We start from the raw sequence: 17,164 nt of genomic DNA on the forward strand, positions 1-17,164 counted from the left end.
AATTGGGCAAAAGCCCAGCAAGGTATTGACGGTCGGCAACATGGTTGTAACACTGCCCGCAAGCTTCGGAGAGCGCTTTCCAAGCACAAGCGTCAGGAGTCCCCCGTGCTTCCATCCAAGATCCCCCTGTTGATAGCGCTGGTGGTCGCCGCCCTCGTCGGCGTGCCGAGCCCGGCGCAGGCCGCCGATCCGTTGATCTCCCAGGGCAAGCCCGCCACCGCGTCCTCGCAGGAGGGCGCCGACGTGACCCCCGGCAACGCCGTGGACGGCAACACCGGCACGCGCTGGTCCAGCCAGTTCACCGACGCCCAGTGGTTGCAGGTCGACCTCGGCTCCACGTACACCGTCTCCCAGGTCGTGCTGCAGTGGGAAGGCGCGTACGGGAAGGCGTACAAAATCCAGACCAGTGCCGATGGCAGCGCCTGGACCGACATCTACAGCACGACCACCGGCGCGGGCGGCACCGAAACGCTCGGGGTGACCGGCTCCGGGCGATATGTGCGGATGCAGGGTGTGCAGCGCAGCAGCGGCTACGGCTACTCGCTGTGGGAGTTCAAGGTCTACGGCTCAGCCACCGGTGGCGGTGGCGGCGACTGGTCGACCGTCTGGACCGATGACTTCACGGGTACGGCGGGCACCTCGCCGAGCGCCGCGAACTGGATCCTGCGCACCGGCACGCAGTATCCGGGTGGCGCGGCCAACTGGGGGACCGGCGAGGTGGAGACCGCGAGCGCCTCGACCGCGAACGTGTCCCTCGACGGCGCCGGCAAGCTGAACATCAAGGCGATCCGGGACGGCGCCGGCGCCTGGACCTCGGGCCGGATCGAGACGCAGCGCACCGACTTCGAGCCGCGGGCCGGCGAGCAGACCCGCTTCACCGCCGTGCTCAAGCAGCCCGATGTGGCGAACGGCGCCGGGTACTGGCCAGGGTTCCGCGCGACCGGGGCCGCCTACCGCGGCAACTACACGAACTGGCCGGGCGTCGGCGAGACGGACATCATGACCGACGTCAACGGTCGCAGCCAGCTGTCGCAGACGCTGCACTGCGGGTCCGCGCCCGACGGTCCGTGCGCCGAGTACAACGGCCGGGCCAGCGGATTCGCGAGCTGCAGCGGATGCCAGACGGGGTTCCACGAGTACTCACAGGTCGTCGACCGGACGCTGACCGACGAGGAGATCCGCTTCTCGCTCGACGGACGGCAGACCTGGGTGGTCAAGGAATCGCAGGTCGGGGTCGCCGCCTGGCAGGCCGCGATCCACCACGGCTTCTTCCTGCGGCTCGACCTGGCCATCGGCGGGTCACTGCCGAACGCGGTCGCGGGTTACACCACGCCGACCGCGGCCACGACCTCCGGCGGGGTGCTCTCCGTCGACTCGGTGAGCGTTGCCCGCAAGACCGGGACCACCCCGGCGGCGATGACCGATCCGGCTACTCCGGCCGGGCCCAGCGTCGTACGCGTCACGGGCTCGCAGGGGAACTGGCAGCTCAACGTCAACGGGTCCGCGTACACACTCAAGGGTTTGACCTATGGCCCGCCGCAGGCAGCGGCCGATGGTTACCTGCGGGATCTGAAGAGCATGGGCGTCAACACGATCCGGATCTGGGGCGTGGATGACGCCAACACGCCGGGGCTGCTGGACAAAGCCGCGCAGCAGGGGCTGAAGGTCGTCGTCGGGCACTGGCTCAACCAGGGTGCCGACTACGCCAACGACACCGCGTACAAGAATTCGGTGAAGGCCGAGATCGTCGCCCGGGTCAACGCGCTGAAGAACCGGCAGGGCGTGCTGCTGTGGGACGTCGGTAACGAGGTGATCCTGACGATGCAGGACCACGGGCTGTCCGCGGCCGAGGTCGAAGCCCGGCGCATCGGGTACGCGAAATTTGTCAACGAGCTCGCCCAGGCCATCCACGCGGCCGACCCGAACCACCCCGTGACCTCGACCGACGCGTACACCGGGGCGTGGCCGTACTACAAGCAGTACGCCCCCGACCTGGACCTGCTCGCGGTGAACTCCTACGGCGCGATCGGCAACGTCAAGCAGGACTGGATCAACGGTGGGTACACGAAGCCGTACATCGTCACCGAGGGCGGCCCGGCCGGCGAGTGGGAGGTGCCCAATGACGTCAACGGGGTGCCGACCGAGCCCACGGACCTGCAGAAACGCGCCGGATACACGGCGAGCTGGAACGCGATCAAGGCGCACCCGGGCGTGGCGCTGGGGGCGACGGAATTCCACTACGGGCTGGAGAACGACTTCGGCGGGGTGTGGCTGAACACCTTCACCGGCGGGTGGCGGCGGCTCGGATATCACGCGCTGAAGCAGGCGTACACCGGGACGGCCTCGGCGAACACACCGCCTGAGATCACTGCGATGACGGTCGGTAACCAGACGGCGGTGCCGGCGGGTGGCACGTTCACCGTGAACGCCTCAGCCAGCGATCCGAACGGCGACCTCATCCGCTACAACCTGATGTTCTCGGACAAGCACATCACCGGAAACACCGGGCTGACCAATGTGGTCTTCACGGACAACGGCAACGGCAGTTTCACCGTACGAGCACCCGAGCAGCTCGGCGTCTGGAAGGTCTACGTCTACGCGTACGACGGCCAGGGCAACGTCGGCATCGAACAGCGCTCGTTCAAGGTCGTCCCGCCGACGATCCCGGGCACCAACCTGGCCCGGGGCCGGACGGTCACCGCGTCGTCATACCAGCCGACCGGGACGACCGGGCCGCAGCTCCCGGCGTACGCGGTGGACGGCGATTACGGCACCCGATGGGCCAGCGAATGGGTCGACACCGCGTGGGCCCAGGTGGATCTCGGCTCGGTCCAGTCCTTCAACCACGTGCAGCTCGCGTGGGAGGCGGCATACGCCAAGGGCTACACCGTGCAGGTCTCCAACGACGGTTCGTCCTGGTCCACGCTGTACTCGACGTCGACCGGTAACGGCGGCTTCGACGACCTGGACCTCAACGGATCCGGCCGCTACGTGCGTGTGAACGCGACAGGGCGCGCTACGGCGTACGGATATTCGTTGTGGGAGTTCGGGGTTTATCGCAGTTAGGAGTCGGTGCCGCCCTCGGCTGAGGGCGGCACCCACCCTTCAGAACGCGTAGGGCCACGCCGAGGAGTCGAAGCCCAGCAGGTTGATGCCGAGCCGGGCGTCACCGGCGGCGGTGTAGTAGTGGTAGACCAGCACGGAGTCGGTGCCGTCCGCGAACACCGCCGGGTGGCCGGGGCCGTAGACGCTGCCGTGGCTCGCCAGGATCTCGGTGCCACCGCCGGCCGTCATCGCCGTGCCCGCGCGGTCGACGTACGGTCCGGTGATGGTTTTGGAGCGGCCGACCATCGTGCGGTACGTGCTCGCCGCACCCTTGCAGCACGCGTCGAACGCCACGAACAGGTAGTAGTAACCGCCGTGCTCGTAGACGTACGGTGCCTCGATCGCCTTGTCCGTGGTGAAGCGCTCGGCGATGGACCTGATGGTGGTGTCCGCCCGCTTGCCCGACGACGGGTTGATTTTGATCATCTTGATGCCGCTCCAGAACGAGCCGAACGTCATCCACCACTCACCGGACGACGTCACGACGAGGTTCGGGTCGATGGCGTTGAAGCCGCTGGCCGCCGTGCTCTCAATGACAAGGCCCTGGTTGGTCCAGCTCCCGGCCGCGCCGGTGGTGCTGGAGGCCATGAAGATGCCCGAGACGCTCTTCCCGAAGCTCGACGCGGAGTAGTACATGATGTACTTTCCGCCACGGTACGAGATGTCCGGCGCCCACAGGTTCGTGTCACCGCCGGTATATTTGTCCGCCCACGGCGTGCCGTTGGGGAACGCCGTCCCGGCGTCGGCGAACGCAGTGCGGTCGGCCGAGGTCTTCAACCCGATACCAGGCGCTGTGTATGCCAGCAGGTAACCGCCCGCCGGCCGTTTCACCATCGACGGGTCGTGCGCGAACGTCGACCCGGTCACGACACCCGGGTTCGGGTAGGTCGCCGCGTCGGCGTTCTCGAGGCCGAAGACGCCGGCCGCCACCGCCACCAGGCCGGTCGCCACGGTCAGCAGGATCTTGCGCAGAGGGGATTGGCTCACGCGCTCAAGTTGCCGCCCGGGCCGCAAAGGTTGCCCGGGCGGCGCCGGAAATTACAGGTCGCGGGCCCAGGCCAGGACTTTCTCCACATCGTCGCGGGTCCAGCCGACCTCGGAGTCGATCGGCACGAGCAGGGTCGGCGCGGCGCGGTCGGCCGCCCAGCGGCGTCCCGCTTCGGTGTGGTTGTCGTCGATCCAGGCAACCGGGCGGTCCTCCACGACCTCGGCGATCGCCGGGACCTTCTGCTCGGGCAGGAACGGCAGCGGCGGGAACGGCACGAACGGCAACGGCTCGATGCCCAGCATCGGCGCGAACAGCGTATTGGCGTCCTCGCCCCAGGCGGTCGCCCAGCGCAACTCCCCGGCGGTGGCCAGCTCACTGATCCACTCGCCGTGCGCGGGACAATATCGCAGGGGCCCCTCACCCGGGTAGAACTCGTGCTCCACGTAGCCCTCCGGGCAGGTGGACGCACCGAACGGGTTCAGCACGCCGTCAAGATCCAGCAGCATCACGGGTCGGTTCACCCATCTATGAAACACCCGGCCCCTGACACTTTTGAACACACCCGGCCCGTACGTTCCCCGAACATCGCGCCGGTTGATTTCTGGGCACAATGATCGGGTGAGTGACAAGGGGCTGGTCCTGGTCGTGGAGGATGAGCGGCCCATCGCCGACCTGGTCAGGCTCTATCTGAGCCGGGACGGTTACGGGGTGCATGTCGAGCACGACGGTGTCGCCGGGCTGGCTGCCGCGCGCCGGATGCGGCCGGTCGCGTGTGTGCTGGACATCGCGTTGCCGAGTCTTGCGGGCACCGAGATCTGCCGGCGGCTGCGCGAGGCCGGTGACTGGACGCCGGTGGTTTTCCTGACCGCCCGTGACGACGAGGTCGACCGGATTCTCGGCTTGGAGCTGGGTGGCGACGACTACCTGACCAAGCCGTTCAGCCCGCGCGAGCTGGTCGCGCGGGTGCGGGCTCTGCTGCGCCGCGCGGCCGGTCCCGGCGAGGGTGAGCGGGTGAAGACGCTCGGGCCGGTGACGCTGGACCCGGGGCGTCGCCGGGTCACCGTCGAGGGCGATCCGCTGACCCTCACCCCCACCGAGTTCGACCTGCTCGGGCATCTGCTGGGCCGTCCGGGACGGGTCTTCACCCGCGAGGAGCTGCTCGCGGCGGTCTGGGGGTACGCCTCCCACGCCGGCACCCGCACGGTCGACGTCCACGTGGCCCAGGTCCGCGCCAAGCTCGGCGCCGCCGCGGGTCTGATCCGCACTGTCCGCGGCGTCGGTTACACCGCTGATGCCTAGGACTTTTGCTGGGCGGGCCGTGCTGGTCACCGCGGCCACCGCCGTCATCTCCGTGATCATCACGGCGCTGGTGGCGCTGCCGATCGCCGTACGCTCGGCGAACAACGCGGCCCGCGCCGACCTGGTGGAGAAGTCCGCGATCGCCGTCGAGCTGCTCGCCACCGAGCGTCCGGCTGCCCGCGAGCGGATCGTCGCTCGGCTCCGCGACGACGGCATCGCCCTCTACCTGGTCCGGCGGGGCGTCCCCGATCATCCCGGGCTGCCCGCCCGGGTCGTCGAGCAGATCGCGGCGGGTCAGGTCGTCAACACGCGCGGGGTCGTCGGCGGCAAGGCGGTGCTGATCGCCGGGAGCCCGCTCAGCGGTAACAACGCCGGCGTGGTGCTGACCCGCCGCGCGGTCTCCGGCACCGCCGCCAAGGTGTTGAGCGGGGTCTGGATCGCGCTGCTCGCGGGGCTGCTCGGCGGCGTCGGCGCGGGGGCGCTGCTGGCCCACTTCATCGCACGCCCGCTGCGTCAGGCCGCCTTCGCCGCGGCCCGGTTGTCCGCGGGAGACCGCACGGTGCGCCTGGCTGTCCGCCCACCGGCCGAGGCCGCCGAGCTCGCTGCCGCGCTCAACCAGCTGGGCGCGGCGTTGCAGGTCAGTGAGGGCCGGGAACGCGAATTCCTGCTGTCGGTCTCCCATGAGTTGCGTACGCCGCTGGCCACGATCCGCGGTTACGCCGAGGCCCTCGCCGACGGCGTGGTCGAAGCCGACGGCGCGGCGAAGGCCGGCGAGACGATGCTGAACGAGGCGGACCGGCTCGACCGGCTCATCTCGGATCTGCTGGTGCTGTCCCGGCTCGAGGCCGCTGACCTGCCCGTACACATAGTCGCGGTTGATCTTGCAGACGTGACAGGCGCGGCGGGCGAGGCCTGGGCGCCGAGGTGTACGCCGGACGGCCCGTCCCTCACCGTCGACCTGCCGGCCTCGCCGGTCCTGATCGACACCGATCCCGGCCGGATCCGCCAGGTGATCGACGGCCTCTGCGAGAACGCGCTGCGGGTGCTCCCGCCCGGCACACCCCTGATCCTCGCCGTGCGAGCGGGGGAGCGCGGTGGCGTCGTCGAGGTCCGTGACGGTGGCCCGGGCTTCACCGACGAGGACCTCGCCGTGGCGTTCGAGCGCGGCGCGTTGCAGCAGCGCTACCGGCACGTACGCAAAACCGGCAGTGGCCTTGGCCTCGCCCTCGCCGCCCGGCTCGTCAACCGGCTCGGCGGCACCATCGAAGCCGGCCACGCCCCCGAAGGTGGGGCGATGTTCTCGATCACGCTCCCTTACACAACCCGAACACAACGCTGATCGCCTCCATGCACGCGAGCCCGAAGCTGGCCGCATGACACGTTCCCGCATCGCATTCTCTCTGGGACTCGCCGGCCTGCTCGCGCTCGCGGGCTGCGGCGCCGCACCCACCACCGCGGATGTTGCCGCGGAGACCTACGCCCTCACCGCGATGGACGCACCCTCGGCCTCGCCGTCGGAGGCGGCGGCCGCGAAGCCGCGACGGGCGTACCTGCGCAGGAACACCCTGCACGGCGAGATCACGGTGCAGGTCAAGGATGGAACCAGGACGGTGGTGGTCCAGCGCGGCACGGTCACGGCGACCGACGCGAAGACCCTCAGCGTCAAGTCGAGCGACGGGTTCACCCAGACCTGGACGCTGGGCGACAAGGCCAAGGTGCAGGGGACGCTGAAGACCGGCGCCGAGGTCGGGGTCGCGGGCCGTAAGGACGGCAGCACCACCGTTGCGCGCCTGGTCAGGGTGAAGTAAATGGTGCAGGGCCCGCGCTCGGAAGACCGAACGCGGGCCCTGCCCCGCCCCCTCAGTGAAAGTCGTTACTGCAGGATCGCGCCCATCGGCGAGAGCAGCAGCTTGCCGAGCGACTCGGCGGTCCGGTCGAGGCGGGTGCGCTCCTGGGAGACGGCCTGCAGGTCGTGGCGTACGGCCCAGAGGCGCTGGGCGTTTCGCCAGGCGACGTTGCGGGTGTATTCGACGACCTCGCCCTGCCACCAGTCGTCGAGGTCGCCGTTCATCATGTCGATGAGCAGCTGCCATTTTTCGAGGAAGCCGCGGCGCAGACCGGGGATCTGCTCCGCGAAGATGTCGTTGATCTGCAGGTAGTCGCGGTGCTGGTCGCTGTCGTCGACCGGGTCGCAGCCCTGGAAGTCGAGCGTGGTGACCAGGGCGAACGGCAGGTCGTAGTTGATGTGCGCGTTGATGCCCGCTGCGGCGGACGGGAGCGGGCGCGCGTCCGGGCCGGGGATGCGGTGGAACAGCACCATCCAGGAGCGGGGGCAGCCGGCGCTCATGTCGGACCACTGGCGCAGCGCGTCGAAGTAGCGGGCCGCGAACTCGACGTCGAGCCGGGAGAGGAACGCGGGGTCGGCGAACTGGCCGGCGTAGAGCCGCTCCAGCACGCTCGTGGTGATCGTGAGATACAGCTTGTTGAAGTCGGCGAGCGGGTTGCTGCCCATCAGCGGCGGCACGTGGGTGAGCACGTCCTGCAGGCGGGTCAGCTGGTCGACGACCGAGGGCACGTCGTCGGGGTGACCGGCGAGCACATCGGCCATGTCCCGTTGCACGGGTCCCCACACGGACGACTCGGTGATCATCGATCCCTCCACGGCGGGCTGCGGGGCGGAGTGTTCCAGCACCGCCCGGCGACCCATGGCCCTCGTGGTGCGGGGCGGTCCGCCGGGCGGTGCTCCCCCGAACGGACCTCAGCTTTTCACCGCTTACTTACGCGCGGATCGGTAGAACTACGTATCCCTGCGCCGCAGATAACGAATAGGTCACGCCGCACCTAGGTAGACCCGGCTGGCCTGGACGCGGGTGCGGACCTGGAGTTTGTCGAATATGTGACCGACGTGGACGCCGACGGTGCGTTCGCTGATGAACAGGGACTGGCCGATCTCGCGGTTGGTGAGACCCTCGGCGACCGCGGCCAGCACCTCGCGCTCCCGCTCGGTCAGCAGGGAGAGCTCGTCGGTGCCACGCTCGGGCACGACGGCCGAGCCGGGCGCCTCGACCAGGGTGACGCGGGCCCGGCCGGCGATCTGGACGATCTCGGCGGCGAAGGGTTTCGCGCCCATGGCCTGGGCTGTCGCGTACGCCTCGCGGATGGCCATCGTGGCGGCCGCCTTACGGACCCGCCGGGCGAACGAGGCCTCGGCCTGGCGCAGCCGCGAGTAGGCCGCCGGATAAGGCTGCCCGCGCCGGTCCCACGCGCTCGCGGAGCGGGCCCACAGCTCGGGGTCGCTGCGCTGCTCGATGCGGCTGGTCTCGGCGGCGCACAGGTCGAGATAGGCGTCGACGACCGCCCGGACCTGCGGGGCAGCGTCGCCGACCCCGCGGGCCATCCGCTCGACGATGCTGCGCAGCCGCCGGACGGCGGCCGGGTCGACCGGCACCTCGCCGCCGGCCTGGGCCTCCGCCTCGGCGCGCAGCCCGTGCCAGGCGAGCACGCCGAGCAGCACGAGGTCGTCGGAGCGGGTCTCGGTGAGGCCGCGCTGCACGGCGGCGCGGGCGTCGGCGTGCCGGCCCTGCCACATGGCGAGCCCGGCGCGCAGCGTCAGCATCGGCAGCACGTGCCGGGCGCCGCCGCCGGCCAGGATGGTGGCGACGGCGTCCAGGTCGCGGTTGGCGGCCTCGATCTCGCCGAAGCCGACCCAGAGCCGGCAGCGCGCGAGCAGGATGTCGACCGCGTCGGCGCCGGACGGGCGGTGCCGCATCGCGTCGTCGAGCACCTTGCGGGCCTCGCCCCACTGACCGACCCGGAACAGGCCGTTGGCGGCGATCGCCAGCAGCCGGGTCTGGTAGCTGCGGCCCTGCCCGATGGCGGCGAGCTTCTCCGCACCGCGCCGGGCGACGAGGACACCCTCCTCCACGCTGCTGAGCGGATTGGTGAGCAGCTCGGCGAGGTGCTGGTAGGCCACGCCGATGTCCTCGGGGTGCCCGGAGCGCTCGGCGATCTCCACCGCCTGCCGGACGATCGCGAGCCCGGCGTCGGGGTCCTGCAGGAAGGCGAGGCTGAACCCGAGCGCGGCGCTGGCCCGGACCAGGTCGGCGGTCGAGTCCTCGGTGCCGTCGGCCAGCTCCAGGGCCTCGCGGGCCCGGTCGCCGGCGTCGGCATAACGCCCGAGGTGCACGAGCAGCTCGGCCAGGTTGGCGGCGGCGGTGGCCTTCTCCCGCGGGGTGCACTCGTCGGCGGCGAGAACGAGCTCGTACTCGGTCTCGGCGGTCGCCGCCCGGCCCGCCGCGGCCAGGTAACGGGCGCGCCGCAGGTGGAGCTGGCACTTGCTGGGGGCGTCCGGGCGGGCCGCGAGCTGCTCCAGCGTGGTCAGCGCGCGCTGGTGCTCGCCGCACCGGTGGGCCGACTCGGCGGTGTATCCGAGCAGGGCGGTGCGGGCGGAGTCGTCCTCGGGGGTGAGGCTCAGCGCGAGCGCCCAGTAGCGGTAGGCCTCGGTGAAGCCGTACAGCTCCTCCGCGGCGCGGGCGGCGGCGATCACCGAGGGCAGCGCGCGGACCGGTTCGCCGGCCTGCTGCCAGTGCCGGACCAGCCGGGCGTGGTCGTTGTCGCCGGGCGCGGCCTCGATCGCCTCGGCGTAACGGCGATGCCGGGCGGCGTGCTCGGCGGGCAGCACCTCGTGCTCCAGCACCTCCGCCACGACCCGGTGCCGCAGCCGGTAGCCGTCGTTCGCGCTGGTCACGAAGCGGTGCGCGACCGCGGCACGGATGGCCTCGATCAGCTCCGTCTCGCCCAGCGGCAGCACCCGGGCCAGCAGCGCGTGCTCGACCGGCTCCACCCCGGCGGCCACCGCGTGCACCACCTCGTGCGCGTGCGGGGGCAGCTCGTCGACGCGGGACAGGAAGATCTCGCGCAGCGTGTCGGACAGCTCGACGCGGCCGTCACGCAGGTCACGGGCCAGCTCCTCGGCGACGAACGGGTTGCCCCCGCTGCGCTTGAAGACCCGGTCGGCGTCCTCGGAGACGACGTCGTTGCCGGCGATCGCGGCGACCAGCTCGGCGGTGGCCTCACGGTCGAGCGGTGCCAGGTCCAGCACCCGTACGCTGCGCAGCCGCCGCAACTCCGCCAGCACCCGCCGCAGGGGATGGGAGCCGTGCAGCGACTCCGAGCGGACCGCGGCCAGCACCGACAGGTTGATCTCCCCGAGCCCGGCGAGCAGGTAGAGCAGCAGCTGGCGGGTGCTCCGATCGGCCCACTGGAGATCGTCAAGGACGAGCAGGAGCTGCCGGCCCTGGGCGAGTGTCTGCAGCTGGTGTGAGACGCGTTCGAGCAGGGCACCGGCGCCGTCGGAGGCGTCGGGGGAGCCCGGGCCGGGGTGCGCGCCGGCCTGACGCAGCGCCTGCAGGACCGGGTGCAGCGGCGAGGCGTCACCGATGTCCAGACACGCTCCGTAGAGCACGGCGGCTCCGGCCTCGCGCATCGCTTCTGCGGTTTCCCGCAACAGCCGGGTCTTGCCGACGCCGCTCTCGCCGGTGACGAAAACCGCCGCGGTCCCCCCGGGCCCGATGGCGGCCAGGTCGGCCTGAATCGACGTCAGTGTGCCGGTACGTCCGACAAGTGGCGCGTCGTCCCCCTCGCTGGCCATGCGTGGCAGCCTAGTGGGAAGCACGGCTGTGCTCTCTCGGCGGTTCGGACTGTTCTGCGTCACATCTGACAGGACGCGGGGGCGCCCGTCGCAGATACGTCATTCTGACGATCCGTTGTCCGTGGGCCGCTGGCACCGTTCTCTTCGCCTACAGGGAAGGGAGCGGATGACATGAATACGACGTCCGCCGACGTTATCTGCCGACGACAGACAGTAACTATTCTCTTCGTCGACATCGTCGGATTCACCAGCCTCGTCGACGAGCTCGACTGCGCCGACGTGCGAGACCTGCAACGCGATTATTTCGGGACCGTCTCGGCCGTGGTGCGGGCCGCCGGCGGCATCGTGGAGAAGTTCATCGGCGACGCCGTCATGGCCGTCTTCGGGACCGTCGGTCCGGATGCTGGGACGCCGGCCGAGGTGCGGTGCGCGGCAGCGGCCGCGGTGCGAGCGGGGCTGCTGGTGCAGGAGTCGCTGCGGGGGCGCCTCCTGTCCGGCCGGTACGCGATCAAGACCCGGGTAGGGCTCGCGACCGGCACCGCGATGGTCGATCTGGAGGCTGCTCGTGACGGCGGGTACGGCATGGTCAGCGGCAGCGTTGTGGCTACGGCTTCGCGGCTGCAGGCGTACGCTCCGCACGACACCGTCGTTGTCTGTGCCGCCACCCAGGAGGCGAGCGCCGACGCGGTGGACTACCAGGAGCTTCCGCCGGTTTCCGTACACGGCAAGCAATCCCCGGTCGAGCTCTGGCGTGCCCTGCACCCGCGCAACGCGGCGGTAAGTGCCCTGACGTTGCAGGCCTGCGGCTGACAATTCCTACAGCGAGCCCCGGACGCGCCGATAAAGGCGTCGTGGGTGCTTCGCCTTCCGTACCGGCAGAGCCGGCAGCGGTCCAGTGGGAGCTCGGCGACATCGCCGAGCTTGAAGTGCTGGGCGAAATCGGACGGGGCGCCCAGGCGGTCGTATACCGGGTCCGCCGGGACGGCACGGAGTACGCGCTGAAGTCGCTGCTGCAGGACGACCTCAAGCCCGAGCGGCTGCGCGAGTTCCGGCGCCAGGTCGCGCTGCTGGCGTCGTTCGCGAGCCCGAACCTGCCCCGGGTGCACAAAGCCGGCGAGTTCGGTGGCCGCCCCTACGTGATCATGGACCTGATCGACGGCGAGCCGCTCGCCCGGCGGCTGCTGCGCGGCCCGCTCGACGAGCGCGACGCGGTCACGATCGGCGCCGACCTGGCCACGGCCCTGCGTACCGCCCACGCCCACGACCTGATCCACCGCGACATCAAGCCCGAGAACGTCCTGGTCACCGCCGCGGGCACGGCGTTCCTGGTCGACTTCGGCCTGGCCTCCGGCGCCACCGGCAGCGCGATCGGCCCCGACGACGCGATCGCCGGCACGCTGACGTACTGCTCGCCCGAGCAGGCCGGCATGCTCAACCGCCCGGTCGACGCCCGCTCCGACCTGTACGCCCTCGGCGCGGTCCTGTTCGAGTGCGTCACCGGTGCCCCGCCGTTCGCGGCCGACGACGTCGGTGAGCTGCTGCACCTGCACGCGACCGCCCCGGTGCCGGACCCCCGTGCCCTGGCACCCGGGCTCGGCGCGACGTTCGCCGCGATCATCGTCCGGCTGCTCGCCAAGGACCCGGACGACCGCTACCAGAGCGCCGCGGGCCTGCTCGCCGATCTGCGCCGGCTCGCCGGTGACCCGGCCACCGTCTTCGCGCTCGGCGACGATGACGCTCCGGAATTGCCGAACGACGCCCCGATGACCGGCCGTGACGCCGAGTTCGAGACGCTGCGTGAGCACTGGGACAGGACCATCGCGGGCAGTGGCGGGTTCGTGCTGCTGCACGGGCCCACCGGCGCCGGCAAGACCCGGCTGGCCACCGAGCTGGGCAGGCACGTGCGCCATTCCGGTGGCGTCGTGCTGCGGGGCGGCGCGTCGTCCAGTGACCGGCGCCCGATGGGGCCGCTGCGGGCTGCTGTGGACGCGTACGTGAAGGATCTGCTGCGTGCCCCGGGCGGCCGCGAGAGCGCCGCCGAGACCCTGCGTGCCGCGGCGGGGGAGAGCGCCGCCCTGGTCACCAGCCTGTCCCCGGCCCTGGCCGAGCTCCTCGAGGTGCCGCAGGTCAGTGGCGAGGTCGGTTTCGGCCGGCACGCCGCCGCCGTCGCCGACCTGTTCGCCGGGCTGGCCGCCACCGCGGGCCCGGTCCTGCTGCACCTCGACGACGCCCAGTGGTACGACGAGGGCACCGTACGCGTTCTGGAACAGCTGGCGGCCCGCGCCGGTGAACTGCCGCTGCTGATCGTGGCGACGGCCCGGCAGGACGACGCCAAGCCGTCCCCGGTGCTGTCCCGGCTCGCCGCGGCCCAGGTCCGGGAGATCACCCTGGCGCCGTTCGGCCCGCGGCAGGTCGCCGATCTGATCGCGATGCTGTCCGGCGGCATCCGGATCAACGAGCGCAGCGGCGAGGCGGTCGCCATGCTCACGGGCGGAAACCCGTTCGTGACCATCGGGTACGCCCGGGCCGTGATGGACGCCGGTCTGCTCACCCCCGACTGGGGCGTGTGGCAGATCGACCCGGACGGCATCCAGGACCTGGCGCTGCCCTCCGACTCCGCCGAACTCGTGCTGCGCCGCCTCGGCGGGCTCGACGCCGAGGCCCGGCGGCTGCTCGCCGTCGCGGCGGTGGTCGGCACGACCTTCGACGACACGATTGTGGCCCAGGCGGCCGGGGTCGAGCCGCGCGTCCTGGCCGACTCGCTCGCCGACGCCGCCCGCCAGGGCATCGTCGAGGCCCGCGACGGCATGTACCGCTTCCTGCACGAGAGCATCCGCACCACGCTGCTCGCCGGCCTCTCCGCGCAGGACACCCGCGACCTGCACGGCAAGGTGGCCGACGCGCTCGACGCGACGGACAGTTCCGACGTGTACGCGCTGGCCCGGCACTGCTCGCTGGGCGACCCGGCGAGCAACCCGCAACGGATGCTGCGCGCCTGCACCGAGGCGGGCGCGCGGGCCCTCGACGAGCACGCCCCGGACACCGCGTTGACGTACCTGGAGTTCGCCCGGGACGCCGCCGAGTCCGGCGAGGTCCGGCTGGGCAGCCGGTTCAAGCAGCTGCTCGGCACGGCGTACCACCAGAACGGCCGGCTCGACGACGCGGCCGCGACCCTGACCGAGGCGCTCGGGGAGACCACCGGCCACATCGAGCGCGCCGGCATCCAGCTGCTGCTCGCCCGGGTGCACGAGAGCAACTGGAACGGCGCCGCGCAGCTCGAAGCCGTCGAGCTGGGCCTGGCCGAGCTGGGCCGCACCATGCCCGCCAGCCGGGCGATGCGGGTCTTCACCAGCTTCTGGATACTGATCATCGGCGGTCTGTGCCGGTTCACCGGCCTGGGCTACGGCACGGCCCGGGGCAAGCACCGCGACCTGCTGCGGCTGGAGACCACCCTGCACCACTACGGCGTGTCGGGCAGCCTGCGCGACCTGCGCCCGAACCACGCCCTGCTGCACGGGATGCGGACCATCTACCCGATCAACCGGCTCGGCCGCTCCCCGGAACGGGCCCGGGACCTGGTCATGCTCGCGGTGACACTGCGCATGGCCGGCCTGCGCCGCTTCGCCGACCGGATCACCACCAACTCGCTGAAGCTCGCCGCTGAGCTGGGCGACCCCACGATGACCGCCCGGATCGAGTTCCTGCACGCGATGGGCCTGCACGGCGCCGGCGCCGACTCGGGCGAACGGATCCGCCGGGTGCTGCACGAGCGCGAGCGCTTCCTCGATGTCGGCCTGGTGCTCGACTGCTACGCCGTACTCGGCTGGGACTGGCTGCTGCGCGGCGAGCTGGTCGAGGCCGAGGCCGCCGCCGCGGCCCGGCGCCCGTGGCTCGACGCGGTCGGGCACGCCGACCGGCCCACGATGGTCGCCCTCGACGCCGGGGTGCTCGCCCTGCGGGGACGCGCCGGCGAGGCGATCGCCGAGCTCGGCCGGGCCGCCGAGGGGCCCAAGGGTGTCAACGAGGTCGTCGACACCATCATCGTGCGGATGCTGAGCGCGCTCGAGCGCGACGACCTGGGCACGCCGTTCGACGACGCGGTGGCCGAGTTCGAGGGACTCGGGCTGAGCCAGCGCGACCTGCTGCCCGCGCACCACGGCTTCTACGTCTACCTGGCATACGGGCGGCTCGAGCAGGCCCGTCGTGCCGCGCCCGCCGAGCAGGAGCGGGCGATGAAGGCAGCGCACGCCGCCGTCGCCGCCCTCGGCAAGATGACCCGCCGTCCGCTGATCACGGCACACCACCACATCACCCGCGCGATGCTCACGGTGCTCACCCCGGGTGGCGCGCCCAAGGCGCTGGCCATCCTGGCCGAGGCCGAGGATCTGCTGCGTACGGTGGACGCGCCGCTCCCGGCGTTCGAAGCGGCACTGGTACGCGCCAGAGCCCTCGCCGCTACCGGAGTGACCGGGGAAGCGGAGCGGCAGGCCCGTCTCGCCGCCGGGATCGCCGAGGATCGGGGCTGGCCGCATCGCGCCCGGCGCGCCGCCGCGGAGTTCAGGATCGACGCCGGGCGTCGTAACCGCGTACCCGTGGCTGCCGCCCGTGGTCGTGAGGGACAGCGGTGGGCCGCGCTGGAGCAGCTCAGCAACGCCGCGTCGCGGGTCATCGACCCCGAACGGCTCACCCGGGTCGCGCTCGACGAGACCGTGCGCCTGCTCGGCGCCGAACGGGCCATGCTGTTCCTCGTCGACTCGGCGAAGGGCCGGCTCACGCCGTACGTCGGACGGGACGCCTCCGGCCGCGACCTGGCCGAACTCAGCGGGTACAGCACCACCGTCGTCACCAAGGTCCGCAAGAGCCGCGAGCCGCTCGTCGTCACCGGCACCGAGGAGGGCGTCGCGCTCGGCGCCGAGAGCGTCGTCCAGTACGGACTGCGCAGCATGCTCGTCGCCCCGCTCGAGCTGGACGACCGGCTGCTCGGCGTCGTCTACCTGGACAGCCGGGTCGCCAAGGGCGTCTTCACCGTCGACGACGTGGATGTCCTCACCGCGATCACCCACCACATCGCCGTCGGCCTGGAGACCGCGCGGGCCGCCCAGCTCGAGGTCGCGGTCGCCGCGGCCAACCGCCAGCGCGACCTGGCCGAGACGCTGCGCCGCGCGATGGCCCGCCTCACCGGCACGCTCGACCCCGAGCTCGTGCTGCGCCGGTTGCTGCTGACCGCCCGGCAGACCCCCGGCGGCGAACGCGGCTGGCTGCTGCTCGGCACCGCCGAGTCGGACGAGGTCACCGTGCTCGGCGGCTCCGCGGGCCCGTCCAGCGTGGTCCTCGACGAGCACCCCGAGCTGCGCAAGCTGTTCGAGAACCGGCAGGCCGACCTCACCGCGGGGGTGCCCACCTGGGCGTCCGCGCTGGGCGACTACACCGGCGCGAGCTGGCTCACCGTGACGCTCGACGACCGCGAGGGCATGGTCGGCGTCCTCGTGCTCGCCTCCGAGCAGGCCGGCATCTACACCGCCGCGGAGCTCGGCGTCGCCGCTGCGCTCGTCGGCCAGGGCATGGTCGCGTACGACAACGCCCGCCTGTTCAGCCGGATCAACGAGCTGGCCACCACGGACAGCCTCACGGGGGTCGCCAACCGGCGGCGGTTCTTCGAGCTCGCCGAACGCTCCGTGACGGCGGCCCTGGACGCGCGCCGCCCGATCACCGCGCTGATGATCGACATCGACCACTTCAAGCGGATCAACGACTCGCACGGCCACCAGACCGGGGACGACGTCATCAAGGGCGTGGTCGCGCGGGTGCTGAGCTGCGTACCCTCCGACGGGCTGGTGGCGCGTTACGGCGGCGAGGAGTTCGCCGTGCTGCTGCCCGGCGTGGCCGACGACGGCTTCGCGATCGCCGAGAAGGTGCGCGCCGCGGTCGACGGCTCGCCGATCGAGACCCGGACAGGCAACATTCCGGTGACGATCAGTGTCGGGCTCTCCCGCTTGCGTCAGCAGGACAACACGCCGGACGCCCTGCTCGGACGGGCCGATGCGGGCCTCTACGAGGCAAAACAGGGTGGTCGCAACCGTGTCGTGGCTCACGACGAGTGACCTTGACGGTCCTCCCTCGCG

The 17,164-nt window shown here is 71.5% G+C and carries 10 protein-coding genes; 6 read left to right on the forward strand and 4 right to left on the reverse strand.

Annotated features, from left to right (window positions below; translation table 11 throughout):
* The first annotated feature begins 105 nt into the window (after positions 1-105).
* Positions 106-3,066 (forward strand): galactose-binding domain-containing protein, encoded by a 2,961-nt coding sequence (locus Ahu01nite_RS17715; protein ID WP_239158916.1) that lies wholly within the window; start codon positions 106-108, stop codon positions 3,064-3,066.
* A 39-nt stretch (positions 3,067-3,105) separates the two neighbouring features.
* Here Ahu01nite_RS17715 and Ahu01nite_RS17720 read toward each other — a convergent pair whose 3' ends face one another.
* Both Ahu01nite_RS17720 and Ahu01nite_RS17725 read right to left on the reverse strand, forming a co-directional pair.
* Positions 3,106-4,092: an arabinan endo-1,5-alpha-L-arabinosidase gene (locus Ahu01nite_RS17720; protein WP_239158917.1), complete on the reverse strand. Its 987-nt coding sequence runs from the start codon at positions 4,090-4,092 to the stop codon at positions 3,106-3,108.
* Between the two features lie 51 nt (positions 4,093-4,143).
* Positions 4,144-4,614, reverse strand: a complete 471-nt coding sequence (locus Ahu01nite_RS17725) for an HAD domain-containing protein (protein WP_239158918.1) — start codon at positions 4,612-4,614, stop codon at positions 4,144-4,146.
* 97 nt (positions 4,615-4,711) lie between these two features.
* On the opposite strand from Ahu01nite_RS17725, the gene Ahu01nite_RS17730 reads away from it, so the two are divergent.
* Genes Ahu01nite_RS17730 through Ahu01nite_RS17740 form a run of 3 tightly spaced genes read left to right on the forward strand, consistent with a single transcriptional unit; the run spans position 4,712 to position 7,200 of the window.
* The gene (locus tag Ahu01nite_RS17730; RefSeq protein WP_203837645.1) at positions 4,712-5,392 is read left to right on the forward strand and encodes a response regulator transcription factor; all 681 of its coding nucleotides are present in this window, start codon (positions 4,712-4,714) and stop codon (positions 5,390-5,392) included.
* On the forward strand, positions 5,385-6,731 hold the full coding sequence (locus tag Ahu01nite_RS17735) for a sensor histidine kinase (RefSeq protein WP_203837646.1): 1,347 nt from the start codon (positions 5,385-5,387) through the stop codon (positions 6,729-6,731). The genes Ahu01nite_RS17730 and Ahu01nite_RS17735 overlap by 8 nt, the downstream gene beginning before the upstream one ends.
* A gap of 34 nt (positions 6,732-6,765) precedes the next feature.
* A complete protein-coding gene (locus tag Ahu01nite_RS17740; RefSeq protein ID WP_203837647.1) occupies positions 6,766-7,200 on the forward strand; it encodes a hypothetical protein in 435 nt (144 codons plus the stop codon).
* A 65-nt stretch (positions 7,201-7,265) separates the two neighbouring features.
* On the opposite strand, the gene Ahu01nite_RS17745 is transcribed toward Ahu01nite_RS17740, so the two are convergent.
* Complete coding sequence (locus tag Ahu01nite_RS17745) at positions 7,266-8,042, reverse strand: DUF5995 family protein (RefSeq protein WP_203837834.1); 777 nt, start codon at positions 8,040-8,042, stop codon at positions 7,266-7,268.
* A 180-nt stretch (positions 8,043-8,222) separates the two neighbouring features.
* A complete protein-coding gene (locus tag Ahu01nite_RS17750) occupies positions 8,223-11,042 on the reverse strand; it encodes a helix-turn-helix transcriptional regulator (protein ID WP_203837648.1) in 2,820 nt (939 codons plus the stop codon).
* A gap of 171 nt (positions 11,043-11,213) precedes the next feature.
* Here Ahu01nite_RS17750 and Ahu01nite_RS17755 point away from each other — a divergent pair, with 171 nt between their 5' ends.
* Positions 11,214-11,852 carry an adenylate/guanylate cyclase domain-containing protein gene (locus tag Ahu01nite_RS17755; protein ID WP_203837649.1) on the forward strand — a complete coding sequence of 213 codons (639 nt, stop codon included), beginning with the start codon at positions 11,214-11,216 and terminating at the stop codon, positions 11,850-11,852.
* Between the two features lie 41 nt (positions 11,853-11,893).
* The gene (locus tag Ahu01nite_RS17760) at positions 11,894-17,143 is read left to right on the forward strand and encodes a diguanylate cyclase (protein WP_203837650.1); all 5,250 of its coding nucleotides are present in this window, start codon (positions 11,894-11,896) and stop codon (positions 17,141-17,143) included.
* Positions 17,144-17,164: the final 21 nt, after the last annotated feature.

The sequence above is a fragment of the Winogradskya humida genome, assembly GCF_016862215.1.
In the GTDB taxonomy this organism is placed as follows: Bacteria; Actinomycetota; Actinomycetes; order Mycobacteriales; family Micromonosporaceae; genus Actinoplanes; species Actinoplanes humidus.

What these genes read in the sequence shown, in the direction of transcription:
- Ahu01nite_RS17750 (WP_203837648.1), bottom strand. Translation starts at nt 11,042, where the DNA reads ATGGCCAGCGAGGGGGACGACGCGCCACTTGTCGGACGTACCGGCACA.
- Ahu01nite_RS17755 (WP_203837649.1), top strand. Translation starts at nt 11,214, where the DNA reads ATGAATACGACGTCCGCCGACGTTATCTGCCGACGACAGACAGTAACT.
- Ahu01nite_RS17745 (WP_203837834.1), bottom strand. Translation starts at nt 8,042, where the DNA reads ATGATCACCGAGTCGTCCGTGTGGGGACCCGTGCAACGGGACATGGCC.
- Ahu01nite_RS17735 (WP_203837646.1), top strand. Translation starts at nt 5,385, where the DNA reads ATGCCTAGGACTTTTGCTGGGCGGGCCGTGCTGGTCACCGCGGCCACC.
- Ahu01nite_RS17740 (WP_203837647.1), top strand. Translation starts at nt 6,766, where the DNA reads ATGACACGTTCCCGCATCGCATTCTCTCTGGGACTCGCCGGCCTGCTC.